Origin of the sequence: Streptococcus sp. 2018162, assembly GCF_019754175.1 — a bacterium.
Taxonomy (GTDB): domain Bacteria; phylum Bacillota; class Bacilli; order Lactobacillales; family Streptococcaceae; genus Streptococcus; species Streptococcus hashimotonensis.
The window spans coordinates 26,859-53,089 of the sequence record NZ_JAIJZP010000006.1; the positions used below are offsets into that span (position 1 = coordinate 26,859).

The following is a 26,231-nucleotide window of genomic DNA, read 5'->3' on the forward strand; positions in this document are numbered from 1 at the left end:
TAGGAGAAGCATTTATGTTCAAATCTAACATTCGTGGTCATGGAACCATTAAGAAATTGCGTACTGGTGCGGTTGTATCTGTATTGACTACTTCAATGCTAGTAGGTGGGGTAGTGAGTGCCGAGGAGGTTGTGACTAGTGCTGAGTCTACTTCGGTTGAGGTGGTTGCTGAGTCTGGTGCAAGTGAAGGGATTGTTGAAACCAAGGTAACTGATGCCCAGGTATCTGAAGCCAAGGCTGAAGCAGACCAAGCTAACCAAGCGGTTACAGGACAAGAAGCAGTTGTAGGTGGTTTGGAAGAAACTATTGCTACGGGTGAATCTACAGTTTCTGCTTTGACTACTCAAATTGAAGAAGCTAATAAGGTCACACCTGAGGTAGTAGCAGATGCTAAAACTGATGCCGATGCCAAGTCTGATGCGTTGGCTACAGCTAATGAAACTGTAGAGACTGCTAAAAATTCTGCAAATGCAACAGCAGAGGCGGTAACTGTTCAAGAGGGTGCCGTATCTGATGCTGATGCTAATGCTCAAAAAACTGCAAGTGCGGTTGCCGATGCCGAGAAGAAAGTAGCAGACCTTTCAGGTACTACAGATACAACTCAACTTCAGAAAGATGTAGATACTCTTACTGAAAATGTTGCTAAAGACACTACTGACTTAGCAGAAGCTAAACAGGCTCTTGAGTCTGCACAGTTGGCTGAAACCAACAAGGCACAAGCTATTACGGCACAAGAAGGGGTAGTAGCGTCTAAGGAAGCTGATGTTGACTCAACTGCAAATGCTTTGGCAAATGCAACTAAAGCTAAATCAGACGCCGATAAAGAAGTATCTACTACTAAATCAGCTCTTGATACTGCCAAGGCGGGTACTACTGTAACTGAAACTGTTCAGGTTGGTACTGAGACTAAGACTACTGGCGGTATGTCTACATTAAATACTGGTGTTGCTCAGTCAGGTCGCTTCTCGGGTGTAAATGGTGTTGTAACCAACTCAGATTATCTGAAGGCTATTCAAAACTACGCTAATGGTACAGGAACAGTTGCCGATATTGAGTCTGCTCTAGCTAAAGGAATTTCTTATCAGAGCGGAGGCTCTACTGTTTCTGTTAAAGTGAACGTTCGTGACTTGTTGGCATCACCAACTGTTGCCGAGTTCCAATCTTGGACTGAGAACCTTCGTTACTCTTTCTCAGATACAGATAACTCTACTCTTGTAAAGGTTCATGACCTTACAGAAGAGCAACGCACAGACTTAAGCCTTTTCTATGCCTCATTGGTTAATGAATTACGCTCTAAACTAGGTACTCCTTTGTTGGATGTAACTAAGTCTAGTGTATCAGTAGCAAACAATACTACAGATGCCTTGTTTAATGGTATGTTTGCTAATTATCAAGGTATGACTCATGACCAGCTTGTTTCTAGCGGTTTCTTTACAAAAGCTACTGGAACAATTAATGATGTTACAGTTATTGCTAAAAATATTGCAAATAACGAAAACACTACAATCATTAACAATATTGCAAATATCGCTCAATTTGATGATAGAGATGCAACTGTTTCTACAATGGCAGAGTTGAAGTCTATGGTAGTGGTCGCGGTAGGTCATCAGTTGTATCGCCCTCTTTACAATATTGTAAATGGTGTAGGGAACAACTCTGATTTTTCTACAGCCATTAAAGTGTTGGGTCTTGTAGAAGGAGCAAGCTCAGTAGGGGTATCCTTAGATGTATTGTCGTTCAAGGACGGTCATGGAGAGCGTGTACCTAAGGTTGTTGTTACATTTAGCGATACTGTGGGAACTCCAATTGTTAATAAGTATTCAACAGTAGCAGGTGGTACTACAACAACTACACCTATTTACGAAACAGTAACTAAAACAGTAGTAGACGAATCAGCAGTCGCAGCAGCTCAATCAGCTTATGATACTGCTTTGGCTAATGCCCAAACAGCAAATGTAGCTTATCAAAATGCAAATACCGCATACGTTAATGCACAACAAGCCCTTGCAGATGCTCAAAAACAACTTTCTGACTTGAAGTCGGGTACAGTAGATATTCCTGCTCTTGAGCAAGCAGTAAAAGATGCTGAAACTCAACTTGAAAAAGACCAAGCATCCTTGCAGTCTGCTAAGGAAACTCTTGCCGTAGCTAAGGCTAGTGCTATCGATAAGGCTAACGCCCTTTCTAAAGCTAAGGCTGAACTGGTAGAGGCTCGCTCAGCAGATGAAAAAGCTCAAGGGGTACTTGCACAAGAAAAAGAAACTCTGGAAGTACTTAAGAAGTCTGACCAGGTTGCACAACTTGCCCTTACTGATGCTATTGCTAAACAAAGCACAGCTAAGTCTGACTCTGAAAAAGCTACTGCTAAGTACAATGAACTTGCTAAAGCTTTGGTTGACAAGGGTGCAGTTCTTACAGTCTTGACTGCTAAGCTTACTGAAGCTAATCAAGCCCTTGCAGTTGCTCGTGCAGAGTATGAGACTGCTAAGGAGTTACTTGCAACCCTTAAAGCTAATGCAACTGAGAAAACTGCTCGCTACGAAGAGTTGGCTAACCTGAAGGCGGAACAAGACCGTGCTGAGGCTGAGGCTAAACGCTTGGCTGAGTTGAAGACTAAGGCTGAAGCTATCAACAATGCAGGTGGTATTGCGACTCCAGTACTAGATGCCAATGGGGTAGTTATTGACTACGTTGATGGGAAGAAAGCAACATCTGTAGTGCAAACTAAAATTGGAAAACAAGCTGGTATAACGCAGGTTGGTGACAAAATTACTTATTCACGTGTTGAACGTGCTAAGACCTTGCCAAACACAGGGGAGCAAACAAGTTTGTTGGCACTCGCAGGTGTGTCAGTATTATCTAGCCTTGGTCTTGCAAGTGCAAGAAGACGCAAACAAGGATAGATGGCTAAAATGAAAAAATCTTCTTACTTATTGTAGGAAGATTTTTTGGATTCCTAAAAATTTCGGAAAGACTACGCTATTCCAACAATTTTTAGGAATGTTAATAGAATTTTAAATTTTTTAGTTACTCCGAAATGCTTCTTTGTCAAAACTTGGTCAGACTGTATTTTTATAAAAATTCTGCATAATTTAGGAAATACATAAATATTTTATAAAATTTCATGTGGTCAAAATTTGGTCAAATTCCTTCTTTTCATTACTCCATAGATAAGTGACAAACCCTTGATTATCGCTATTTTTGTTATCTATTTTAACTTATTTTAACGTACAATTATCTGTTGGCGGAGTAGATAAAGCATAGGAAACCTTGAGAAATCAAGGTTTTTTGTTTTTTACAAGAAAAAACCGAGAAAGTTTAGGATTCTCGGTTCTTAGAATAATAGTATCTAATGAATTGATAGGAGAAAAATACAAAAACTGCACCAAAAGAAATCAGTAAACCTAGATAGAAACCATTTGGTATAAAGGTTAAAACTAGTTTAGTTTGACCTGGACTTACATCCACTTTCATAAAACCCTCTTGCGCTTTTTGGATTTTGATAGGTTTACCATCAATGGTTGCATTCCATCCTTTATCATAGGGTAAAGTAAGGAGGAGCGAGGCTTCTTTATCGGTTACAAAATCAACGGTTACTTTATTACCATCAGTTTTTGTTACTACTTGTTTTTCTTGGAGAATGGAAATAGCCTGTTGGAAAGCTAATAAGTCCAATCGATAAAATTGTGGTTTATCAAAAGAAACTTGATTATTTTCAGGAAAATATACATCGACTTGAACTTGTACATCTGTAGTAAAGCTCCCCACATTGAAGAAAGAGAAAGCATTATCTAGTGTAAACTCACTTGACTGATTATTGACAGTAATGACAACCTTTTTTTGATTCTCATTTGAGAATGTTAAATTTGGCAAATTTAAGTATACTTGGCTATTTGCAGGTATATTTACTAAGAAAGTTGCCTTTGCAGTATTCTCATTGTCAACTTTGTTGACAGTCATTCGATTGTTCAGTTCAACTGTGTTTTGTGAAACAACATCTGATAGAGTGTGGTAGTATTTTTGAGATCGCCCTGTTAGTTGATTGAGAAAATTTGTTTGATTATCGAGAGTCAGATTTGTAAAATTGACATCTCTGTAAATCCCTTCAGTCAATAGTGCTAACCCTAGATTAAAACTATTTTCGTAAAGATTAATAGTAGACTGACTCTGATTCAGTGTGAAACCAAACTTATTTGGGTCCGTAGTAGCTAAATTATATTTGATTCCGAATAGGCTATCAGCAATAATTGTATTATTCTGATAACGAAGATTCAAATTGGTACCGTCTGAACGGAAACCGAGCTTATCTAGTACTGAGCTGGAAGCACGATTTCGAATGGAGGAGAATTGAGAAATACCGTTGTAATTGAATTTCATGCTATCATTGCCAGTTTGTGGTAATAGACGTTCTATACGATAAAATGAATCAGTTGTAGTCTTTGTAGACTTTACAATACTGTCAATATCTGTCAATTTTTCTTCATAGTTTGATCGGCTAGGGAAATGCCATTCATCAGAAATCCCCTGAACCTGATAATGACTATGTAATCCAAGTTCTAAGAAAGTGAAGAACAATAAAACAATATTAATCCATTTTAAGGATGATTTATAGTGAATCATTGATACAAAAAGAATGAAGTAGGCTATTAGAAATTCTAGTGTGAGTAGGAAATTTACATCCATTAGAAACTCATAATGATCTCTAAAAATAAAGGTAGAAGCAAAGCAAATGAGTAAAAATGAAACAATCAGAGTAAAATTTTTAATACTTACTTGACGTAGTCGTACCAATGTCTCTGCTGCTAAATAGATAACGGTTATTGATAGAGCCCATGCATAACGATAGAGGAACATGTTTGGCGCATGCATGCCTTGCCAAAAAAGATTGAGTGGTTGTAGGTAGAAACTTGAAATAATGAATGTAAAGAATAGAGAATAGGAGAGTTTGACAGTTGGTTTTATTTCTTTTAATGTAAAGAATAATAAAGCGAGTATTAGTGGAACGAGACCAACAGAGATCATGGGAATAGAACCGAATTTTGTTGTATCAAAGCTACCAACTAAGTTTTTTGCAAAGAAGTCCAGATACCAAGAGTCTTCGGTTTTTAGGTTGACAATTTTTGTAAATGTTTCACCATGAGTTTTTAAATCCAAGTAGGTTGGTAACAACATGAACATGCTGCTTAGAGCAGATAAAATTGACACTATTGTAAAGTTGATAAATCTTTTGATTCTCTGACTATTTATCCATGATAATTGAACCAATGTCCATAATGTTAGAAAAATAGCCACCATATACCCGAAGTAATAGTTTTGGATAAACAAGCATGTTAATGTTATGTAGTAGAGAATCGGACCCTGTTTTTTTAATAATCGATGCAATCCAAGAAGAACGAGTGGGAGGAGTATAAAAACGTCTAGCCAGTTGTTTATTTCTAATTGACTTGTACTAAAACTCATCAGAGAAAAACTAGTAGCGAGTAATAGTGCCCATTCTTCTTTCAAATTTTTATGGATACCCTTTAGGCTGACATAAGTTGACAACCCAGTCAATCCAAATTTGACAATAGTGACAAGATAGATAGCGTCAGGCATGGATTGTAAATCAAAGAAAAAGACAATTGGAGATAGGAATGAACCTAGGTAATAGGAGGATAGAGCATAAAAATTGAGTCCTAAACCACTTGAAAATGTGTAAAATAAAGAGCCGTCTCCGTGTAAAGTATTTCGTAATGTTTGATTAAAAATAACATACTGGTGGAAGCCATCACTTGCCAATATAGTTGTATCACTTCCCCACCAGATTCCTTGAAATGCTAAGACGATAGAAATAATAGTCAGCGGAATAAGGAAAGAGAAGAGATAATAAATAGATGTTTTTGTAAATATTTTTTTCATAGATTTAAAAGAAAAGGCGAATAAATCGCCTTTTTATTATGCTTTCCAAAGTTCTTGTACTTTTGCTTGTACTTCAGCATTTTCCAAGAATTCATCATAAGTTTCGTCGATTCGGTCGATAACACCGTTTTTAGAAATGACGATGATATGGTTTGCTAAAGTTTGAATAAATTCGTGGTCGTGGCTGGCAAAGATGATAGACTCTTTAAAAGCTTTCAAACCATCGTTTAGACTGGAAATTGATTCCAAGTCCAAGTGGTTGGTTGGATCGTCTAAGACCAAGACATTTGACTTGAGGAGCATGAGTTTTGACAACATCACGCGCACTTTTTCGCCCCCTGACAAGACGTTTACAGGTTTGTTAACCTCATCACCCGAGAAGAGCATACGTCCCAAGAAACCGCGCAAGAAGGTATTGTCATCTTCTTCCTTGCTGGCAAATTGACGGAGCCAATCAAGGATAGATTCGTTTGTATCGAAGTCACGAGTATTGTCTTTTGGTAAGTAGGATTGACTAGTAGTGACACCCCACTTGACAGTACCTTCATATTCAATATCGCCCATAAGAGCACGAATGAGAGCAGTTGTTTGGATGTCGTTTTGACCAATAAGAGCAGTCTTGTCACCTGGACGCAGGATAAAGCTGATATTGTCAAGAATCGTTTCACCATCGATGACAACTTTTAAGTTTTCAACTGTTAGGAGGTCATTACCGATTTCACGTTCTGATTTGAAGTTGATAAATGGATACTTACGGCTAGAAGGAATAATTTCCTCCAACTCGATTTTATCCAGCATCTTCTTACGTGAAGTAGCTTGCTTAGACTTAGAGGCATTAGCAGAGAAACGAGCAACGAATTCTTGTAGTTCCTTGATTTTTTCTTCTGCTTTGGCATTACGGTCAGCTTGTAGTTTAGCTGCTAATTCACTAGATTGTTTCCAGAAGTCGTAGTTACCAACGAAAATCTTGATTTTACCGAAGTCAAGGTCAGCCATGTGGGTACATACCTTGTTTAAGAAGTGGCGGTCGTGGGACACGACGATAACCGTATTTTCAAAGTCAATCAAGAAATCTTCGAGCCAGTTGATGGACTGGATATCCAAACCGTTGGTTGGCTCGTCCAAAAGAAGAACATCAGGCTTACCAAAGAGGGCCTTAGCCAAGAGGACCTTAACCTTCTCACCGTTGGTCAATTCGCTCATGTTTTGGTAGTGGAGGTCTTCTGAAATGTTGAGGTTTTGGAGCAATTGAGAAGCTTCACTTTCAGCTTCCCAGCCACCAAGTTCAGCAAACTCACCTTCTAATTCAGCAGCACGAACACCATCTTCATCAGAAAAATCTTCCTTCATGTAAATAGCATCTTTTTCTTTCATGATGCTGTAAAGTTGCTCGTTCCCCATGATAACAACGTCAATCACGCGCTCATCTTCATAGTCGAAATGGTTCTGACGCAGTACAGAAAGGCGTTCGTCTGGTCCAAGTGAAATATGACCTGTTGATGGCTCGATGTCACCAGCAAGAATTTTTAAAAATGTAGATTTACCAGCCCCGTTTGCACCAATCAAACCGTAGGTATTTCCTGCTGTAAATTTGATATTGACATCGTCAAATAATTTGCGGTCGCTAAAGCGAAGCGACACGTCTGATACTGTAAGCATAGTTTCTCCTCTATTTCTGTCTATTAGTTTTATTGTACTAGAAAGAACTTGAATTTTCAATGAATTACATTGGAATCAAGATATCTTCATCATAATGTTTATGGTCTTTTTGAAGACTGAAGCCACGTCCACGCACCTGACTCGCAGGCATAACAACCATAAAGGCAGTTTCATCAATTTCTAATACCGCTGTCTCCAGTTTCTGCATTTCTGGAATAGAGATGGTAGTCATCAACATGCGCTTGTCAACCCCTGTAAAGCCACCGATAATTGGAAATTCTGTAACACCGCGATCAGCAACTTTAGTAATATAGTCTTTAATTTCTTCTGATTTTTGAGAAATAATCATGACATTTCGAGAAGATTGTGTACCAGACATCATGCGGTTGACAATATAAGTAATGGTCATTAGGGCAATAATCGAGTACATAACAGTATCAGTATCGAAGGCAATAAATCCAAGACCAACGATAATACCATCAATAATAGCCATTGTCAGACCTAATGATAAAGGGGTGTACTTGTGAATAAATTGAATAAGAATACCTGTCCCACCAGTAGAAGAATTTCCAAGGAAAACAAGACCAAGTCCAAAACCTAGGATAATTCCACCGAAAATAGCAGCTAGGAGAGGATTTTCTGTCAAGTTGGGTAAACCTGCTGTCAACTTGATGCAAAGAGGATAAATGACAGCACCATAGACAGTTTTGATAAATACAGATTTTCCTAAGAAAAACCAACAGATGATTAATAAAGGGATGTTACAGTAGAGGACAAAGTCAGACGGACTCCACCCCAGAAGAGCATTGAGTGCGATTGCTAAACCTCCGACACCACCAGATACGATATTATTCTCTAGAAAAAAACTGTTAAATCCAATGGCCATGACAACTGATCCGAGTGTGACAGAGATAAAGTCCTTTATACGTTCTTTCATATATTCTCCTTGGTTAGTGTTATAAAAGCAATTTCTATTATCCCTAATTTAGACAGTATCGTCAAGGCTTTGTCAGCTTGACTTTCTAATTTTTTGCGGTTATAATAGGAATCAATCAGAAGAGTAGTAAGTGGATAATTTTTAGAGAGTTTGTGGTTGGTGGAAACAAACAAGAGTCGCTTATGAATGGACTGAGTGAATAGAATCTGAATAAATAAGGATTCGGCTAGCAGGCCTTATGTGCAAAAAGATGTAAGCTTATTTAATGCTTATAAGTGAGGTGGCACCGTGTCCTTGACGCCCTCGCACAGTTTTCTGTGCGTGGGCTTTTATTATGTAAAAGGAGAATATTTTATGAGTAAACCGATTATCCTAACAGGAGACCGTCCAACAGGTAAATTACATATTGGACATTATGTTGGTTCGTTGAAAAATCGTGTTTTATTACAGGATGCAGGTCAACATGAACTTTTTGTCTTTTTAGCAGACCAACAAGCGTTGACAGACCATGCCAAAGAACCGCAAAAGATTGTTGAATCCGTTGGAAACGTAGCACTAGATTATCTAGCGGCAGGACTTGATCCAGCTAAGACAACGATTTTCATCCAGAGTCAAATTCCTGAATTGGCAGAGTTGACCATGTACTACATGAACTTGGTATCTGTTGCACGTCTAGAACGCAATCCAACTGTAAAAACCGAGATTGCTCAGAAGGGATTTGGCGAAGGAATTCCAGCTGGTTTCTTGGTCTATCCTGTGTCTCAAGCGGCGGACATTACAGCCTTCAAGGCAAATTTTGTCCCTGTTGGAAATGACCAGAAACCGATGATTGAGCAGACTCGTGAAATCGTTCGTAGCTTTAATCATGCTTATCAGACGGATATTTTGGTGGAGCCGGAGGGCATTTATCCTGAAAATGAGGCAGCTGGTCGCTTGCCAGGTTTGGACGGCAATGCTAAGATGTCTAAGTCACTTGGAAATGGTATTTACTTGGCAGATGACATGGATACGCTCAAGAAGAAAGTCATGTCCATGTACACTGATCCCAACCACATCCGTGTTGAAGACCCAGGTAAGATTGAAGGAAACATGGTTTTCCACTATCTTGACGTTTTTGGGCGCGAAGAAGATAGGGCTGAGATTGAGGCTATGAAGGAGCACTATCAACGTGGTGGTTTGGGCGATGTGAAGACCAAACGTTATTTGCTGGACATTTTAGAGAGAGAATTAGGACCAATCCGTGAACGCCGTCTGGAGTTTGCACAGGATATGGGACAGGTCTATGCAATGTTGGAAGCAGGTAGCCAAAAAGCTCGCCAAGTTGCTGCGACAACTCTTGACCAAGTGAAATCTGCTATGGGAATTAACTATTTTAAATAAGGTTAACAATGAAAGAGCAATGTTGAGAAAATGTTGCTTTTTTCATTTATTTTACGACGCAGCAAAAAACAAACGTTCGAATTTTATATGTAAAACTGAATAGAATTTTCTGAATTTTTAGGAATGATGATATTAAAGCGAATAATGATTGACAAATGATTTCAAAATGTTATCATAATTAAAATACAAATAGCAATCACGCTACATATTAAATAAGAAAAGAGGAAGAAAATGTCAAACTGGGACACTAAATTTTTGAAAAAAGGCTTTACTTTCGACGATGTATTACTTATTCCGGCTGAAAGTCATGTATTACCACATGATATTGATTTAAAAACACAATTAGCACCAAATTTGACCCTTAATCTTCCGATTATTTCTGCTGCCATGGATACCGTAACAGATAGCAAAATGGCTATCGCTATGGCGCGTGCAGGTGGTTTGGGTGTCATCCATAAGAATATGTCTATCGCAGAGCAGGCTGATGAGGTGCGTAAGGTAAAACGTTCTGAAAATGGTGTTATTATCGATCCATTCTTCTTAACACCAGAACACACCATTGCTGAAGCTGAGAAATTGATGGCTACTTATCGTATTTCCGGTGTGCCAATCGTTGAAACATTAGAAAATCGTAAGTTGGTCGGTATTATTACCAACCGTGATATGCGTTTCATTTCAGATTACTCACAGCCAATTTCGACAAACATGACAAGTGATGAATTGGTGACAGCGCCAGTTGGAACAGATCTTGCGACGGCAGAGGCTATTCTTCACAAGCATCGTATTGAAAAATTGCCATTGGTTGATGAAAATGGTCGTTTGTCAGGCTTGATTACCATCAAAGATATTGAGAAAGTGATTGAGTTCCCAAATGCTGCGAAGGATGAATTTGGTCGTCTCTTGGTTGCGGGTGCTGTTGGTGTCACATCTGATACTTTTGAACGTGCAGAAGCCCTTTTTGAAGCGGGTGCAGACGCGATTGTCATCGATACGGCTCACGGTCACTCAGCAGGTGTTCTTCGTAAGATCAAAGAAATCCGTGACCACTTCCCAACTCGTACCTTGATTGCCGGCAACATTGCTACAGCTGAAGGAGCTCGTGCTCTTTATGAAGCTGGTGTTGATGTTGTCAAGGTCGGTATTGGCCCAGGTTCAATCTGTACAACACGTGTCATTGCAGGTGTTGGTGTACCACAAGTGACAGCTATCTATGATGCAGCTGGTGTTGCGCGTGAATATGGTAAAACCATTATTGCTGACGGTGGTATCAAGTATTCAGGAGATATTGTCAAGGCACTTGCTGCGGGTGGTCATGCCGTTATGCTTGGTTCTATGTTTGCTGGTACAGATGAAGCACCAGGCGAAACAGAAATCTTCCAAGGTCGTAAGTTCAAGACCTATCGTGGTATGGGCTCTATTGCAGCCATGAAACAAGGTTCAAAAGACCGTTACTTCCAAGCATCTGTCAATGAAGCCAACAAACTTGTTCCAGAAGGAATTGAAGGACGTGTAGCCTATAAAGGTTCTGTTGCAGATATGATTTTCCAAATGGTTGGTGGACTTCGCTCAGGTATGGGTTATGTAGGTGCTGGTAACTTGACTGAATTGCATGAAAATGCTCAATTCATCGAAATGTCAGGTGCTGGTTTGAAAGAAAGTCATCCACACGATGTTCAAATTACAAACGAAGCTCCAAACTATTCAGTACAGTAAACAAAAACAAGACCCTCTTGACAGGGTCTTTACTTTTTTGTAAATTTTATTGACAACAGTGTAAATAATCTTATTCTGATTCAGTAACCTTACCAGACTCAATATGGAAGATTTTTAAACTATCAGGTAGCTTATGTAAATGGTCTAAAGAGGTCGTTGTAATAAATGTTTGAATCGTATCTGTAATAGTTTCTAGTAGCTTGATTTGACGATTATTATCCAGCTCACTCATAACATCATCTAAGAGTAGAATTGGGTACTCTCGTGTGACTTCTTTCATCAGCTCGATTTCAGCCAGTTTGAGTGACAGAACGAGACTGCGGTGTTGTCCTTGACTACCATAATGGGCATTCATTCCATTTATAAAGAAAGCTACATCATCTCGATGTGGTCCAACTCCTGTATTTTTCTTAAATAAATCACGTTTGCGACACCTTTCCAATTCCGTCAAGAATATGTCAATTAAATTGACAGAAGTAGTAAACTTAATTGAGGATTGATATTCGATAGTTAGTTCCTCTCTCTTATCTGAAATATCTTGAACTTTTCTATTTCCGAATTCCTCTAATTTCTTTAGAAAGTCAATACGATGTTGGATAACACGACTACCATATTCAGCAAGTTGCTGATCTAACACGGATAGGAAGTTCTCATCAATCTTATCTGTAGATTTGAGGTAAGTATTTCTTTGTTTTAAAACGTGGTTATAATTCGATAGGTCAGAGAGATAGAGTGGTTTGATTTGCCCGAGCTCGACATCGATGAACTTTCTTCTCAAAGCAGGCGCACCTTTTATCAGCTGTAAATCTTCTGGAGCAAATAGGACGACGTTCATATGTCCAATGTAATTAGAAAGTTTTGCTTGTTTGAGATGGTTGACCTTGGTCACTCGCCCCTTATCTGTCAAGTGAATGTCAAGTGGAACTTTACCGCTTGTGCGATGGAGTAAACCAGAAATAGATAATTCCTTTTCTTGAAACTGTAGTAGTTCCTTATCTGTTCGTGTTCGATGGCTTCGTGTTAAAGCTAAAGCATAGATAGATTCTAGAATATTGGTTTTTCCTTGGGCGTTTTCGCCTAAAAAGACATTGAGCCCTTTGTGGAACTCAATATCTAATTGGTTGTAATTGCGAAAATGTTGTAACTCTAATCGTTCTAGCCACATGTCTACATACCAGGGAAACGAACAGGTTTTCTTTCAGTCTTTTTAGTTGCTTTTTTAGGAGTCTTTACCTGTTTCTTATTCTTTTTATTTTCTTGATTTAACTTTTTAACGATTGCAGCCACACGTTCTTTTTCAGCTTGATCCTCTTGGTGCTGTTTGATTTCCTCTGCACTAGGAGCGACGATTGTGATGCTAGTGTTGTGGTCTGGGAGTGTGATAACATCTCCGATACGGATTTTTTTACCGCGTCTTTTTTCATCCTCTCCATTGAAAAGAATAGTATTTTCTTCTAAGAAACCTTTAATGGCACCTCCTGAATGGAGAATACCAGTCGTTTTTAATAATGCTTGTAATGTGATGTAGTCATCAAATAATTTAAATTCCATAAGTCACCTCGTTACAGAATATTATATCACAAAATGGTATAATGGAAGGTACAATGTTTGAAAGAGGAAGAAGATGAAATTACAAGAGGGAGTAGATCTTCATTTTATTGATACAGATCAGTTTACGACAAATCGTATACGTATTCGCTTTGCAGCTGAAATGAGTGAGGCTACCGTTGCTGGTCGTGTGTTAGTTGCAAATATTTTTGAAATGGGTAACCAAGAATTTCAGACTGCTCAGGCTGTTCGGAGAAGATTGGCAGAATTGTATGGTGCTCAGTTCTCGACCTCAGTTTCAAAACGTGGTAGGGTGCACTGTGTAGATGTGACAATTTCATATGTCAGTCCTCGTCACTTGCCAGAAAATGAGGATATTACAGTAGAGATTCTTGATTTTTTATACACGTGTATATTTAGACCACTGAAAAAGGGGCGAGGATTTGATAGTCAGATTTTCGAGGTTGAAAAAACGAATTTAATCAATTTTCTTCAGTCAGAGATAGAAGATAATTTTTATCATGCAGATGTTGAAATGAGTAAGCTTTTTTATAAAGATCCCTCTCTTCAAATTCCACGCGTCGGTAGGCTTGATTTGGTTGAAAAAGAAACAGCAGAATCAACCTTTCAGATTTATCGGAATATGTTGCGTATGGATAAAATTGATATATTTGTCTTAGGGAAGGTTGACAGAGAACAAGTAAAAAGAAAACTTGAAGATTTTGGTTTTACTTATAGAAATCCAAAATTAGAGTTAGAATATCATCAGGAATACTCAAACATCACGCAAGAAAAAATCGAGCGTAAACAGGCAAGGCAGTCCATTTTGGAATTGGCATATCATTTACAGGTGGTTTACAACGATGTAAACTATCCAGCTTTGATGGTATTTAATGGTCTACTAGGTGCTTTCTCCCATTCGAAGTTATTTATGAATGTTCGTGAGAAAGAAAGTTTGGCCTATACAATTGGAAGTCAGGTCTCTATTTTTTCAGGAATGCTGAAGGTCTATGCTGGAATTAGCCGCGAAAATAGACTCAGGGTAATGAAGTTAATTAGTAAACAACTACTTGATTTAAAATGTGGTAAATTTACAGAAGAAGAATTAGAGTTGACAAAAAACATGTTGATTCATTCAGCAACCTTGGCTCAAGATAGGCAGAATAATTTGATAGAACAAGTATATAATCAAGTTACCTTAGGAAATAGAAATTTAAGTTGGCTAGATTGGATTGAGGCTATCAAATCTGTATCAATAGACGATGTCATTCGAGTAGGACAGATGATTAATTTACAGGCTGTTTACTTTATGGAGGGGACAGAAGAATGAAGTTAGTTGAGAAGAAGTATCCTTACATGAAAGAATCTGTCTTTTATGGGAAAGTTGACAATGGGTTGACAGTTGTTTTACTTCCTAAAGTAGATTTCCATGAGACATATGGAATTCTAACGACCAATTTTGGGGGGATTCATACTCGATTTACGTTGGCTAATGGTAATAGTGTTGTTTATCCTGCAGGGATTGCACACTTTTTAGAACATAAGCTGTTTGAAACTGAGAATGAAGAGGATATTATGAATGAGTTTGCTAAATTGGGAGCAAGCGCAAATGCTTATACCAGTTTTAGACAGACTAGTTACTTATTTTCAACGACTCAGAAAGTATTGGAGTCTCTATCACTTTTACAATCTTTTGTTCGAGAACCGTATTTTACAGAAGACAATGTAGAAAGAGAACAGGGGATTATTGAACAAGAAATTGAGATGTATCAAGATGATGCAGATTATCGCTTGTTTACGGGAATTTTATCATCGCTTTATCCAGAAAGTCCTTTGGCCTATGATATAGCAGGGACAGTTGAATCAATTGCTGCAATTACTGCGGATGATTTACATGAGAATTTTGATGTGTTTTATCATCCAAGTAACATGAATTTATTCGTTATTGGTAATTTTGATTTAGAGGCAGTTTGGAAACAAATTTCAAGTTATCAAGTAGCTCAGATGGATAATCCAGCTCAGTCGTTTGAATTGGCAGGTGTCCAAAAGTTGCCGATACAGGAGCATCTCTCAGAACAATTTGAAGTATCTACCCCAAAATTGGCTGTTGGTTTACGGGGAAATGACGAGGTTGATAAGGAGACTATTCAGAAATATCGGCTCAGTTTACAATTTTTATTTGCCATGTTGTTTGGTTGGACTTCAAAACGATACCAACAGTTATACGAGCAGGGAAAAATTGATTCTTCTTTCCAGTTCCAATTAGAGGTTACGCCTGAATACCACTATTTGATTATCTCGGGAGATACTCAAGAACCCATTACGCTTTCTAGTATACTGATGAAAGCACTTAGGAAATTTGAGGATGATGCAGATGTGACAGAGGATCATTTACAATTGTTGAAAAACGAGATGTATGGAGATTTTATTCGTAGCTTAAATTCTCTTGAGTTTACAGCTAGTCACTTTGTTTCTCAGTATTCAGAATATGAAAATGTTTTTGATATACCTCAAATGATACAGGAACTACAGTTAGATGATATCAGAGAGGCAGGTCGTCGCTTTATTGATCACTGTGATATGACAGATTTCACGATTTTTCCAAAATAAGTGGGCGCAACCCGTCGAAATTTCTTTGGAATTTTGTTAGAATAGTATACTGTACATGATGAGCGATAGAGAGAGGATATTATGAGACAAAAGAGTATAGGGGAAGTACTTAGAACAGCTAGAGAAGGACGGGGTTGGACATTCGTTGACTTGCAACGGATAACAAAAATCCAAGCTAAATATTTGCAGGCACTTGAGTACAATGATTTTGATTTTATTGCAAACTCAGATGATGTTCATTCTATTTTAAGAGCATATGCTGAGGCTTTGGAATTAGATGCAGATGTCCTACTGGATGCTTACGAGACCAATAGTTTAGTGAAATATTATGAAGATGGAGAAGAAGAACTCCGATCTTCAGAATTGAAAAGAAGCTATAAGGTTCGTAAACGTAAAAAGAACTCTTATCTTCCGTTGATTTACTTATTACTTGCGACGGGTTTGATTATTATTTTTGTGACTTATATTGTTCATAGCAGGCTCCAAAATAGAGCACCTATTACGCCTACTACAACGTCATATAGTATAGTTGAGCAATCTGTATCTGAAGCAAGTAGTGGTACAGAGACGAGTTCTACTGAGCAGGCGCAGTCAAATTCAACGAGTTCAAGTAGTTCCGCTACAGAAAATGTGACTATTTCAGGATCAGGTTCTAACATTGTTGCGACCCTTAAAACAGTGACTTATCCAGTAGAAGTGACTGTAACAGCAAAAAATACAACGAGTTGGATCAGCCTTTCTGACACCTTGTTAGAGGGGGGCGTTACACTAACACCTGATAATCCAACAGTAACTACTACTATTGAAGAAGGAGTGACTTCTACTACACTTGTTCTTGGTGTTGTCAAAGGAGTAGAGGTAAGTGTAGGTGGCCAAAAGTTAGATATATCAGCTCTGACAGCCGATACAGGGTCGGTCACTTTAAATTTTGAATAAGGGCAATAAAGGTATTAGAATGAAAAAAGAAAATATTCCCAATGCATTGACGATAGGTAGGATTTTGGTAATCCCAATTTTTATCTTGTTACTGACCGTTTGGGATTCAACAATTAGTCATGTGTTGGCAGCACTTATTTTTGCATTAGCTAGTATTACGGATTATCTAGACGGCTACTTGGCTCGTAAATGGCAGGTTGTAACAAACTTTGGAAAATTTGCGGATCCGATGGCAGATAAGATTTTGGTGATGACAGCGTTTATCATGCTTGTAGAGCTTGGCTTTGCTCCAGCTTGGGTAGTTGCAATTATTATTTGTCGTGAATTGGCAGTGACAGGTCTTCGTCTACTCTTGGTGGAAAATGGAGGAACAGTTCTAGCTGCGGCTATGCCAGGAAAAATCAAAACATTTTCACAGATGTTTGCAGTTATTTTCCTGCTCTTACACTGGAACGTCGTGGGGCAAATAACACTCTATATTGCACTTTTCTTCACCCTATATTCAGGCTATGATTATTTCAGGGGTGCCTCTTACTTATTCAAAGATACTTTTAAATGATGACAAATATTATCGAAGTAAAAAATCTTAAATATAAATACAATCAAGAGGATGAGCGCTATACCCTAAATGATGTCTCGTTTCACGTGAAACAGGGAGAATGGTTGTCTATTATTGGACATAATGGTTCGGGTAAATCAACAACAGTTCGTTTGATTGATGGTTTGTTGGAAGCTGAATCAGGTGATATTTATATTGACGGTGATGCCTTAACTATTGATAATGTATGGGATAAGCGACGCTTGATTGGTATGGTTTTTCAAAATCCAGATAACCAATTTGTGGGTGCCACAGTTGAAGATGATGTTGCATTTGGTTTAGAGAACCAGGGAATCCCTTTGGAGGAGATGCGTAGTCGAGTTGACGAAGCTTTGGCATTGGTTGGAATGACTGATTTTAAAACACGTGAGCCTGCTCGTTTATCTGGTGGTCAGAAGCAGAGGGTGGCGATTGCTGGAGTGGTTGCCTTGCGTCCAAAAATTATTATTTTGGATGAGGCTACGTCTATGTTGGATCCAGAAGGTCGTCTCGACTTGATTAAGATTGTCCGTGAAATTAAGGATCGTCATGGTATGACGGTTATCTCTATAACACATGATTTGGATGAGGTTGCATTGAGTGACCGAGTTATCGTGATGAAAAATGGACAGGTTGAATCAATTAGCACTCCAAATGAACTATTTATGCGAGAAGATTTGGTAGATTTAGACTTGGATAGACCATTTACGACAGAACTGGCTTCATCTTTGCGCCAGACTGGACTTGATTTACCGCTCCGCTATTTTACAGAGGAAGAATTAGAGGAAACTTTATGGGAATTGATCTCCAAGAAGTAAGCTATACCTATCAAGCTGGCACTCCTTTTGAGGGGCGTGCACTTTTTGGTGTGGATTTGGAGATTGTTGATGGCTCTTACACGGCCCTTATTGGGCATACGGGTTCGGGAAAATCAACGATTTTACAACTCTTGAATGGATTAAATGTACCAACAGAAGGAAGAGTAGTCATTGATGATGTTGTGATTACAGCAACGTCTGAAAATAAGGATATTAAGCAAGTAAGGAAGAAAGTGGGGCTGGTGTTCCAATTTCCTGAAAGTCAAGTGTTTGATGAGACAGTTTTGAAAGATGTTGCTTTTGGTCCACAAAATTTCGGAGTTTCTCAGGAAGAGGCTGAAACGATTGCGCGTGAAAAGTTGGCCTTGGTTGGAATTGATGAAAGCTTGTTTGAGCGTAGTCCTTTTGAACTATCTGGTGGTCAAATGCGTCGGGTGGCTATTGCTGGGATTCTGGCAATGGAACCAAGTATCTTAGTTTTGGATGAACCAACAGCTGGCTTGGACCCTGCGGGTCGTCAGGAATTGATGGATATTTTCAAAAAGCTTCATGAATCAGGCATGACAATCGTTTTGGTAACTCATTTGATGGACGATGTGGCTAACTATGCTGATTTTGTTTACATTATGGAAAAGGGAAAGCTGGTCCGTTCTGGTAAACCAGTTGATATTTTTCAAGAGGTAGATTTTTTAGAGAGTATTCAGTTGGGAGTGCCTAAGATTACTAAGTTTGCAGCTAATTTGGAGAGAAGAGGCTTTGTATTTGAACGTCTTCCTATTACAATTGAAGAATTTACGGGGATGGTGACACATGGATAAATTAATTTTAGGTCGCTATATTCCTGGGGATTCAATTATTCATCGCTTGGATCCAAGAAGTAAGCTTTTAGCAATGTTTGGATTTCTATTGATGATTTTTTGGGCCAATAATTTGGTCACCAATGCCTTGTTGATAGCATTTGTTTTAGGAATGGTTGTTTTATCTCGTATTCGCTTATCATTTTTTATTAATGGTTTGAAACCGATGATAGGAATTATTCTATTTACAACTTTCTTTCAGGTTTTCTTTACACCTGGAGCGACACTTTTATGGGAATTTTGGATTTTTAAATTATCAGTTGAGGGTTTGCAACAGGCGGCGATTATTTTTGTTCGCTTTGTTTTGATTATTTTCTTCTCGACCTTGTTGACCTTGACGACAACACCGCTCAGTTTGGCAGATGGTATTGAATCAGGGCTTGCACCTTTGAAGCGATTTAGGGTTCCTGTGCATGAAATTGGTTTGATGTTGTCCATGAGCTTGCGTTTTGTACCGACCTTGATGGATGATACCACTCGGATTATGAATGCTCAGAGAGCTCGTGGAGTGGACTTTAATGAGGGAAATCTTATTCAGAAGGTAAAGTCAGTTATTCCTATTTTGATTCCTTTATTCGCATCAAGTTTTAAGAGGGCAGATGCTCTTGCAACGGCGATGGAGGCGCGTGGGTATCAAGGCGGAGATGGGAGAACCAAGTATCGGATTTTGGAATGGAAGTTAGCAGATACGTTAGCAATTTTAGTTATGTTAGCTTTAGCTGGACTCTTATTTATATTGAAAAAATGAGTAAAAAACGCTAGAAATAGCGTTTTTATTGTCTAATCTCAATTTGTCTGTAATATTTGTAACAATTTCACAAAGTCTAAGTAATAGTTAGAGGGTATGATAGACACATGACAGAAAGGAATGTGACTATTATGAACATTACATTAAAGAAAAACTTAAAAACAACTATTGCTGGTTTGGTAGCGGGAATCTACCTTTTGACTGCGGGTGTAGTCAGTGCAGAAACCTATACTGTAAAGTCTGGTGATACCCTGTCTGAAATTGCTGAAACACACAATACTACTGTTGAAAAATTAGCAGAGCAGAATAAGATTACCAACTTAGATTTTATCCATGTCGGTCAAGTTATCGAATTGGGTGATGTGACAGTGAAGGCAGTAGAGAGTTCAGTTGAACAAACTCAATCAACAACATCATCAACTTCTACTGCAACAACTAGCACCTATTCTTCAAATTTGAGTGCTGAAGATGCAGCAGCAAAAGAATGGATTGCAATGAAGGAATCAAGCGGTAGCTATGATGCCCGTAACGGTATCTACATTGGTCGTTACCAGTTGACAAATACTTACTTGAACGGTGATTACTCACCAGAAAACCAAGAGCGTGTAGCAGATGCTTATGTTGCTAGTCGCTATGGTTCATGGTCTGCAGCCAAGGCTTTCTGGTTGGCAAATGGTTGGTACTAAGATAAATTAGAAGAGGTCTAGCGCGATGCTAGACTTTTTTCTATTGTTGAAAGTTGTCTAGCTTTACAGATAGGGTTGTTTTGTTTATAATTGTGAAAAAATTGACTAGAAAAGAAGAACTATGAAATTACAAAAAAGAATTTTTCGATTAAATATGATTATGCTTATTTTTTCCTTGGTTGCTATGCTGGGGGTAAGTGTTTATGTGGTTAATAGTATTTATCGTAACCAAGAAACATGGCAGTCCACTAGCCAGAAGACAGCAGGTAGTCAACAGAGTTTGGAAAAATTTTCGGGATTAGATTTTGCAGTATTGGCAGATGAGTTAGCATCGAATGATGCACGACTCTATGTAGAAAGTAATGGCGAGGTTGTCTTTTCAAATCTGAAAGATGATGCGGATGAGATATTGGGAGTGACAGTATCATCAACCACTCACACCTCCTATGTAGATGGAGAAATTGTGATTAGCCGTAAACTCGCCATGGATGGGCAAGTTTATTATTTATATGCCTTGTTAGAAGATTTGGAAGACCAGCAAGAAAGCCAAGAATTTCAAGCCTTCCTGATACAGCTTTTGTTAGTTGGTGGAATAGGTATCGTGGTCGTAGTGGTGCTTAACTTCTTCTTTACTCGCCGTCTCCTAGATGTCATCATGCGTCCTTTGGAGGAATTGCACAGCGGTGTAGAACGTATCCAGCAGGGAGATTATACAGTACCTCTGACCTATCAAGGTGATAAGGAATTTGAAGAATTGACCCAAGGGTTCAATCAAATGCAGACTTCTTTGTTAGATGCCCGTGAGAAAAATCGACTGTATGAACAAAATCGGACCCAGATGGTCGCAGATATTTCGCATGATTTGCGGACTCCCTTGACTTCTATCAAAGGTTATGCCAAGGGAATTTTGGATGGTATTGCCAATACGGACGAAAAACGCAATCAGTATTTGACTGTTATCTATCAAAAATCTCAGGTGATGGAGAAATTACTGGAAAAATTATTTGCTTTTTCACAATTGCAGACAGATAAAATGCCATTTGATAAAGTCCAGCTTGATTTGGCTATCTTTTTACAGTCCTATGTAAGAGAGAAAACTGAGGAATTAGTAGATGAGGACATTCGGTTTAGTTTGGAAGTATCAGATGGATTGCCAGTTGAGATTGATCCAATTCAATTTCGTAGAATTCTAGATAATTTGGTGGACAATGCACGAAAATATGCCGCTGTAAAGCCCCTGATAATCAGTATTACTGGACAAATGCAGGAGCAAGAAGTTGTTTGGACTTTTACAGATAACGGAAAAGGTGTAGCAAAGGATAGACTTGACTTGATTTTTGAAGAATTTTACAGGGAAGACGAGACCAGACAGCAAGTAGAAGGCCATGGTCTGGGGTTAGCGATTGTAAAAAATATTATGGAGAGACTGGATGGTCAGGTATCTGTTGAGGCAACTCCAGGTCTTCGATTTATCTTTAGATTACCTAGAAAGGATACGAAATGACACGGATTTTAATCGCAGAAGATGATGTAGAGATTGCTTATTTGGAGCGAGATTATCTAGAAATGCAGGGCTACCAAGTAGATTTGGTACATGACGGTGGTCTTGTAGAGGACCAACTCAAAAAAGAGGATTATGCTCTTTTAATGCTGGATGTCATGCTCCCAAATAAAACTGGCTACGATCTTTGTCGTGATTTACGGGATAAGGTGGATTTCCCTATTTTAATGGTTACATCCAAGCAAGAAACTATGGACGTGGTGAGAGGGCTAGGCTTGGGAGCGGATGATTACATCAGCAAACCTTTTGATCCCATGGAGTTGGTGGCGCGTGTAAAGGCTCATTTGGCTCGCTACCAGCGTTTTCAAAAGGATAATGATCATAATGAATTAACAGTTGGGAATATGACTATTTTCTTGGATAATTGGAAAGTGACTTTGGATGGTCAGGAAATCAAATTGCCTAATCGTGAATTTGAATTGCTGGTTTATCTAGCAAAACACCCTAACCGAGTATTCTCTAAAGATCACTTGTTTGAAACCATTTGGGGATATGACTATGTTGGAGATAGTGCGACAGTTGCTGTTCATGTCAATCGACTCCGAGATAAATTGGGAGCGGATTTGATTGAGACTGTCTGGGGAGCAGGCTATCGTCTTAATGATTAATTTATAAGTGTTTAGAATTTGTTTAGAAAGTTTCTCTAAAGTGTTAAAACCTATCCTCTATAATAGACTTATCAGCAAGAGCTGAAGAAAACAAGTTAAAAAGAGGACAAAATGGAAAATAACAATCAACAACAAGAAATTATTGAAGTGGTAGAAAGTAAGAAAACAGGTGTCTGGGAATCAGTCAAACAGAAGGTTACAGGCATGAGTAAGAAATCGATTATCTTATTGTCGGTAGGTGCCTTGGCACTTGTGACGGCTGGTTTTGTCGTAGCAGAAGTCTATGAAAATAAACTAGAGGCATTAGGAGATCAAATTGAGCGACAAGTTGGAATTGCAGATGATGATGACAATCAACAGGTAGTAGCACAAGCTAATGCATCATCAGCCTCATCAGTAAATACAACTTCTGCTAGTCAACTCGCAACAAGTTACGGTGTAAAGTTAGTTGACACCTCTGAGCTAGATGGTACTTATACAGCAACATCTGGAAATGACTCCTACACGTTGACTGTAAAAGGGAATCAAGCAACCTTGACAGAAGTTGACAAAGACGGAGATCAAGATATTGAACAAGTTATCTTTGATTTAGATAAAAAACTTGCCTATATTGATGGCGAAGCAGATAGTTATACCTTGAATGGTCCAACTCTTACTTTGACAGAAATTGATGCTAATGATACAACTTTAGAGAAACTAACATTCACGAAACAATAAGAAAAGGGACCGTTAAGGTCCTTTTTGGTTTACACTATTGTCAATCTTCTCCAAAAATTTCTTGAGCAAGGCGACGACCCGTCGGTGTAGCTGCAAGGCCACCTTCAGCAGTTTCACGGAAGGCAGTTGGGAGGGCTGAACCAACTTGGTACATGGCATTGATGACTTCGTCAACGGGGATTTTGGATTCGATACCTGCTAGTGCCATATCGGCAGCAACCAAGGCGTAGCTTGCTCCCATTGCATTACGTTTGACACAAGGGACTTCTACCAGACCAGCGACGGGATCGCAAATCAGACCCAGCATATTTTTGATGACAAAGCAGATGGCTTGGCTGGCTTGGTAGGGAGTTCCACCTGCTGCAAGAGTTAATGCTGCGGCAGACATAGCAGAGGCAGATCCGACTTCTGCCTGACAGCCTCCTTCTGCACCTGATATGGAGGCGTTGTTGGCGATAACTAGTCCAAAGGCTCCAGCTGTAAATAGGAAGTCAAGTTGCTGTTCTTCTGTCAAATTGAGTTTTTCAATAGCAACTCCTAGCACAGCTGGTAGACAGCCTGCAGATCCTGCTGTCGGAGTGGCACAGACTAAGCCCATTTTGGCATTCAACTCATTAACGGCCATGGCATTTCTTGCGGCGGATAGGACAGCGGAATCTGACAAGGTTTTACCAGATTTCATATAGGCATCTAACTTGGCAGCATCGCCTCCTGTTAAACCAGATACGGATTTGCTTTCAGTAAGTCCATCTACGATGGAGGCTTTCATAACTGTCAAGTTTCTTGACATAATTGTCAATATTTCTTCGCGGCTGCGACCGGTCAATTCAATTTCAGTAGCAATCATGAGTTCAGCTACATTACCAGAAAAGTTGTCTGCTTGCTGAACTAATTCTTCGATAGTATAAAACATGTCTTTCTCTTTCTAGTTGAAGAAGGTTACATTGTGCAGGTGTGGAATTTTTTCAATTTCTGCAATAGAATTTTCACATTGGCGAGCATCCACTTCAATAATCATAATGGCTTTTTCGCCAGCTTTTTCACGTGTCACGTTCATTTGGGCGATATTGATGTCATACTTAGAAAGGACATCGGTCACTTTCGCAATCATACCAGGGACATCTTGGTGAACAATAATAATAGTTGGCGTATTCATATTGAGATTGACAGAAAAACCGTTGAGCTCTGTTACTTGAATGTTTCCCCCACCTATGGAAACGCCTGTGGCTGAGATGGATTTTTTATCGTTTTTTATGATGATTCTGGTGGTATTGGGATGTGGGGTATTGCTGTCCTTGTTGACACGCCAGTAAACCTTAATGCCTCGTTCTCTTGCAATATCAAGAGAGTCAGGAATGCGGGGATCATCCGTATCCATGCCCAGAATACCTGCTACCAAGGCTACATCCGTACCGTGACCACGATAAGTCTTGGCAAAGGAATTGTAGAGTTGAAATTCCACCTCTGTTGGCTCATCGCCGAAGATGGAAGACACAATTTTTCCAATGCGGACCGCACCAGCTGTGTGACTAGAAGATGGGCCAATCATAACAGGTCCAATAATATCAAAGACCGACTGAAATTTTAAGTTTGTCATAGTAATCCTCACGTTTTTCTTGGTACTATTATATCAAATTTTCCAGTTAGAGAATATGCCTAGATGAATGTGTTTTCTTATGTTAAAATCCTATCGCTTACCCTTTTTGTATGGTATAATACAAGTTGTTCAAAATCGTCAATCGTTTTTGGATAATCAAATTTTGGAATACGACCTTCAAATCGTTATTTCTACGAAAAGATGGGAGAAGATTATGTCAATTGACAATTCTAAAACGCGTGTCGTTGTCGGTATGAGTGGCGGTGTGGATTCATCGGTTACGGCCCTCTTGCTCAAGGAGCAGGGCTACGATGTGATCGGCATCTTCATGAAAAACTGGGACGACACGGACGAAAATGGCTTCTGTACAGCAACAGAAGACTACAAGGACGTGGCTGCAGTGGCAGACCAAATCGGCATTCCTTACTACTCTGTCAACTTTGAAAAAGAGTATTGGGACCGCGTATTTGAGTACTTTTTAGCAGAGTATCGGGCTGGCCGCACCCCCAATCCAGATGTCATGTGTAACAAGGAAATCAAGTTCAAGGCCTTCTTGGACTACGCTATGAACTTGGGGGCGGACTATGTGGCGACGGGGCACTACGCTCAGGTGTCACGCGACGAGGACGGCACCGTCCATATGCTACGTGGGGCAGACAATGGCAAGGACCAGACCTATTTCCTTAGCCAACTCTCACAGGAACAACTGCAGAAAACCATGTTTCCGCTCGGCCATTTACAAAAGCCTCAGGTGAGGGAAATAGCAGAGCGAGCAGGCTTGGCGACGGCTAAAAAGAAAGACTCGACAGGCATCTGCTTTATCGGTGAAAAGAACTTCAAAGAATTTTTAGGGCAGTATTTGCCAGCCCAGACCGGCCGGATGATGACGGTTGACGGTCGTGATATGGGAGAGCATACAGGCCTTATGTACTATACCATTGGTCAGCGGGGCGGGCTAGGTATCGGAGGACAAATCGGTGGAGACAATGAGCCTTGGTTTGTTGTCGGAAAAGACCTGTCAAAAAATATCCTCTATGTCGGTCAGGGCTTCTATCATGAGTCCTTGATGTCAACTTCTTTACAGGCTAGTCAAGTACACTTTACACGTGATATGCCTGAAGAATTCACGCTTGAATGCACGGCTAAGTTCCGCTATCGTCAACCAGATAGTCAAGTAACTGTCAAGGTAAAAGGTGACAAGGCAGAGGTTGTTTTTGCAGAGCCACAACGAGCCATCACACCAGGTCAAGCCGTTGTTTTCTACGACGGTCAAGAGTGTCTGGGCGGTGGCATGATCGACATGGCCTACAAGGATGGGGTTGCTTGTCAGTATATTTAATCAAAAATAAAAGCTTAGCACCCTCATGCTAAGCTTTTTATC

General features: G+C 39.3%; 22 protein-coding genes and 1 other annotated feature. Of the genes, 15 read left to right on the forward strand and 7 right to left on the reverse strand.

Annotated features, from left to right (window positions below):
• Window positions 1-14: 14 nt before the first annotated feature.
• Window positions 15-2,903 carry an SEC10/PgrA surface exclusion domain-containing protein gene (locus K5Q22_RS06210; protein ID WP_205013977.1) on the forward strand — a complete coding sequence of 963 codons (2,889 nt, stop codon included), beginning with the start codon at window positions 15-17 and terminating at the stop codon, window positions 2,901-2,903.
• Window positions 2,904-3,318: 415 nt separating this feature from the next.
• Here K5Q22_RS06210 and K5Q22_RS06215 read toward each other — a convergent pair whose 3' ends face one another.
• From K5Q22_RS06215 to K5Q22_RS06225, 3 genes are all read right to left on the reverse strand, one after another.
• Window positions 3,319-5,898, reverse strand: a complete 2,580-nt coding sequence (locus K5Q22_RS06215; protein ID WP_205013979.1) for a YfhO family protein — start codon at window positions 5,896-5,898, stop codon at window positions 3,319-3,321.
• Window positions 5,899-5,934: 36 nt separating this feature from the next.
• Entirely contained in the window at window positions 5,935-7,557 is a 1,623-nt protein-coding gene (locus K5Q22_RS06220) for an ABC-F family ATP-binding cassette domain-containing protein (protein ID WP_012775415.1), read from the reverse strand.
• 64 nt (window positions 7,558-7,621) lie between these two features.
• Window positions 7,622-8,494: a YitT family protein gene (locus K5Q22_RS06225; protein ID WP_024384295.1), complete on the reverse strand. Its 873-nt coding sequence runs from the start codon at window positions 8,492-8,494 to the stop codon at window positions 7,622-7,624.
• A 101-nt stretch (window positions 8,495-8,595) separates the two neighbouring features.
• Window positions 8,596-8,802: a binding site (T-box leader), on the forward strand.
• Window positions 8,803-8,848: 46 nt separating this feature from the next.
• Between K5Q22_RS06225 and trpS the strand changes: the two genes are divergently transcribed.
• Together trpS and guaB are read left to right on the forward strand one after the other, a co-directional pair.
• Complete coding sequence (trpS, locus tag K5Q22_RS06230) at window positions 8,849-9,874, forward strand: tryptophan--tRNA ligase (RefSeq protein ID WP_029171262.1); 1,026 nt, start codon at window positions 8,849-8,851, stop codon at window positions 9,872-9,874.
• A 231-nt stretch (window positions 9,875-10,105) separates the two neighbouring features.
• Window positions 10,106-11,587 carry an IMP dehydrogenase gene (gene guaB, locus K5Q22_RS06235; protein ID WP_012028051.1) on the forward strand — a complete coding sequence of 494 codons (1,482 nt, stop codon included), beginning with the start codon at window positions 10,106-10,108 and terminating at the stop codon, window positions 11,585-11,587.
• A 70-nt stretch (window positions 11,588-11,657) separates the two neighbouring features.
• On the opposite strand, the gene recF is transcribed toward guaB, so the two are convergent.
• Complete coding sequence (gene recF / locus K5Q22_RS06240; protein ID WP_205013981.1) at window positions 11,658-12,752, reverse strand: DNA replication/repair protein RecF; 1,095 nt, start codon at window positions 12,750-12,752, stop codon at window positions 11,658-11,660.
• Window positions 12,753-12,754: 2 nt separating this feature from the next.
• The gene (gene yaaA, locus K5Q22_RS06245; protein ID WP_114866986.1) at window positions 12,755-13,138 is read right to left on the reverse strand and encodes a S4 domain-containing protein YaaA; all 384 of its coding nucleotides are present in this window, start codon (window positions 13,136-13,138) and stop codon (window positions 12,755-12,757) included.
• A 73-nt stretch (window positions 13,139-13,211) separates the two neighbouring features.
• On the opposite strand from yaaA, the gene yfmF reads away from it, so the two are divergent.
• From yfmF to K5Q22_RS06300, 11 genes are all read left to right on the forward strand, one after another.
• A complete protein-coding gene (gene yfmF / locus K5Q22_RS06250) occupies window positions 13,212-14,465 on the forward strand; it encodes an EF-P 5-aminopentanol modification-associated protein YfmF (protein ID WP_014638852.1) in 1,254 nt (417 codons plus the stop codon).
• A complete protein-coding gene (gene yfmH / locus K5Q22_RS06255) occupies window positions 14,462-15,745 on the forward strand; it encodes an EF-P 5-aminopentanol modification-associated protein YfmH (protein ID WP_014638851.1) in 1,284 nt (427 codons plus the stop codon). The genes yfmF and yfmH overlap by 4 nt, the downstream gene beginning before the upstream one ends.
• Before the next feature lie 81 nt (window positions 15,746-15,826).
• Window positions 15,827-16,681: a cytoskeleton protein RodZ gene (gene rodZ / locus K5Q22_RS06260; protein WP_205013983.1), complete on the forward strand. Its 855-nt coding sequence runs from the start codon at window positions 15,827-15,829 to the stop codon at window positions 16,679-16,681.
• 19 nt (window positions 16,682-16,700) lie between these two features.
• Window positions 16,701-17,240 carry a CDP-diacylglycerol--glycerol-3-phosphate 3-phosphatidyltransferase gene (pgsA, locus tag K5Q22_RS06265; protein WP_014638849.1) on the forward strand — a complete coding sequence of 180 codons (540 nt, stop codon included), beginning with the start codon at window positions 16,701-16,703 and terminating at the stop codon, window positions 17,238-17,240.
• Complete coding sequence (locus K5Q22_RS06270; protein WP_205013986.1) at window positions 17,240-18,076, forward strand: energy-coupling factor ABC transporter ATP-binding protein; 837 nt, start codon at window positions 17,240-17,242, stop codon at window positions 18,074-18,076. The genes pgsA and K5Q22_RS06270 overlap by 1 nt, the downstream gene beginning before the upstream one ends.
• A complete protein-coding gene (locus K5Q22_RS06275) occupies window positions 18,052-18,894 on the forward strand; it encodes an energy-coupling factor ABC transporter ATP-binding protein (RefSeq protein ID WP_002938195.1) in 843 nt (280 codons plus the stop codon). Before K5Q22_RS06270 ends, K5Q22_RS06275 begins: the two co-directional genes overlap by 25 nt.
• Window positions 18,887-19,681, forward strand: coding sequence for an energy-coupling factor transporter transmembrane protein EcfT (locus tag K5Q22_RS06280; RefSeq protein ID WP_174854029.1), 795 nt, complete (start codon window positions 18,887-18,889; stop codon window positions 19,679-19,681). Before K5Q22_RS06275 ends, K5Q22_RS06280 begins: the two co-directional genes overlap by 8 nt.
• 131 nt (window positions 19,682-19,812) lie before the next feature.
• Window positions 19,813-20,367, forward strand: a complete 555-nt coding sequence (locus K5Q22_RS06285) for a LysM domain-containing protein (protein WP_205013988.1) — start codon at window positions 19,813-19,815, stop codon at window positions 20,365-20,367.
• A 121-nt stretch (window positions 20,368-20,488) separates the two neighbouring features.
• Window positions 20,489-21,871: a HAMP domain-containing sensor histidine kinase gene (locus K5Q22_RS06290; protein WP_205013991.1), complete on the forward strand. Its 1,383-nt coding sequence runs from the start codon at window positions 20,489-20,491 to the stop codon at window positions 21,869-21,871.
• Window positions 21,868-22,536 carry a response regulator transcription factor gene (locus K5Q22_RS06295; protein WP_014638843.1) on the forward strand — a complete coding sequence of 223 codons (669 nt, stop codon included), beginning with the start codon at window positions 21,868-21,870 and terminating at the stop codon, window positions 22,534-22,536. Before K5Q22_RS06290 ends, K5Q22_RS06295 begins: the two co-directional genes overlap by 4 nt.
• Before the next feature lie 111 nt (window positions 22,537-22,647).
• Window positions 22,648-23,253 (forward strand): DUF3642 domain-containing protein, encoded by a 606-nt coding sequence (locus K5Q22_RS06300; protein ID WP_205013993.1) that lies wholly within the window; start codon window positions 22,648-22,650, stop codon window positions 23,251-23,253.
• A 40-nt stretch (window positions 23,254-23,293) separates the two neighbouring features.
• Here K5Q22_RS06300 and sdaAA read toward each other — a convergent pair whose 3' ends face one another.
• Window positions 23,294-24,166 carry an L-serine ammonia-lyase, iron-sulfur-dependent, subunit alpha gene (gene sdaAA, locus K5Q22_RS06305; protein WP_105119835.1) on the reverse strand — a complete coding sequence of 291 codons (873 nt, stop codon included), beginning with the start codon at window positions 24,164-24,166 and terminating at the stop codon, window positions 23,294-23,296.
• A 12-nt stretch (window positions 24,167-24,178) separates the two neighbouring features.
• Window positions 24,179-24,850: an L-serine ammonia-lyase, iron-sulfur-dependent subunit beta gene (sdaAB, locus tag K5Q22_RS06310; protein ID WP_002938202.1), complete on the reverse strand. Its 672-nt coding sequence runs from the start codon at window positions 24,848-24,850 to the stop codon at window positions 24,179-24,181.
• 214 nt (window positions 24,851-25,064) lie between these two features.
• Between sdaAB and mnmA the strand changes: the two genes are divergently transcribed.
• The gene (mnmA, locus tag K5Q22_RS06315; protein ID WP_205013996.1) at window positions 25,065-26,189 is read left to right on the forward strand and encodes a tRNA 2-thiouridine(34) synthase MnmA; all 1,125 of its coding nucleotides are present in this window, start codon (window positions 25,065-25,067) and stop codon (window positions 26,187-26,189) included.
• Window positions 26,190-26,231: the final 42 nt, after the last annotated feature.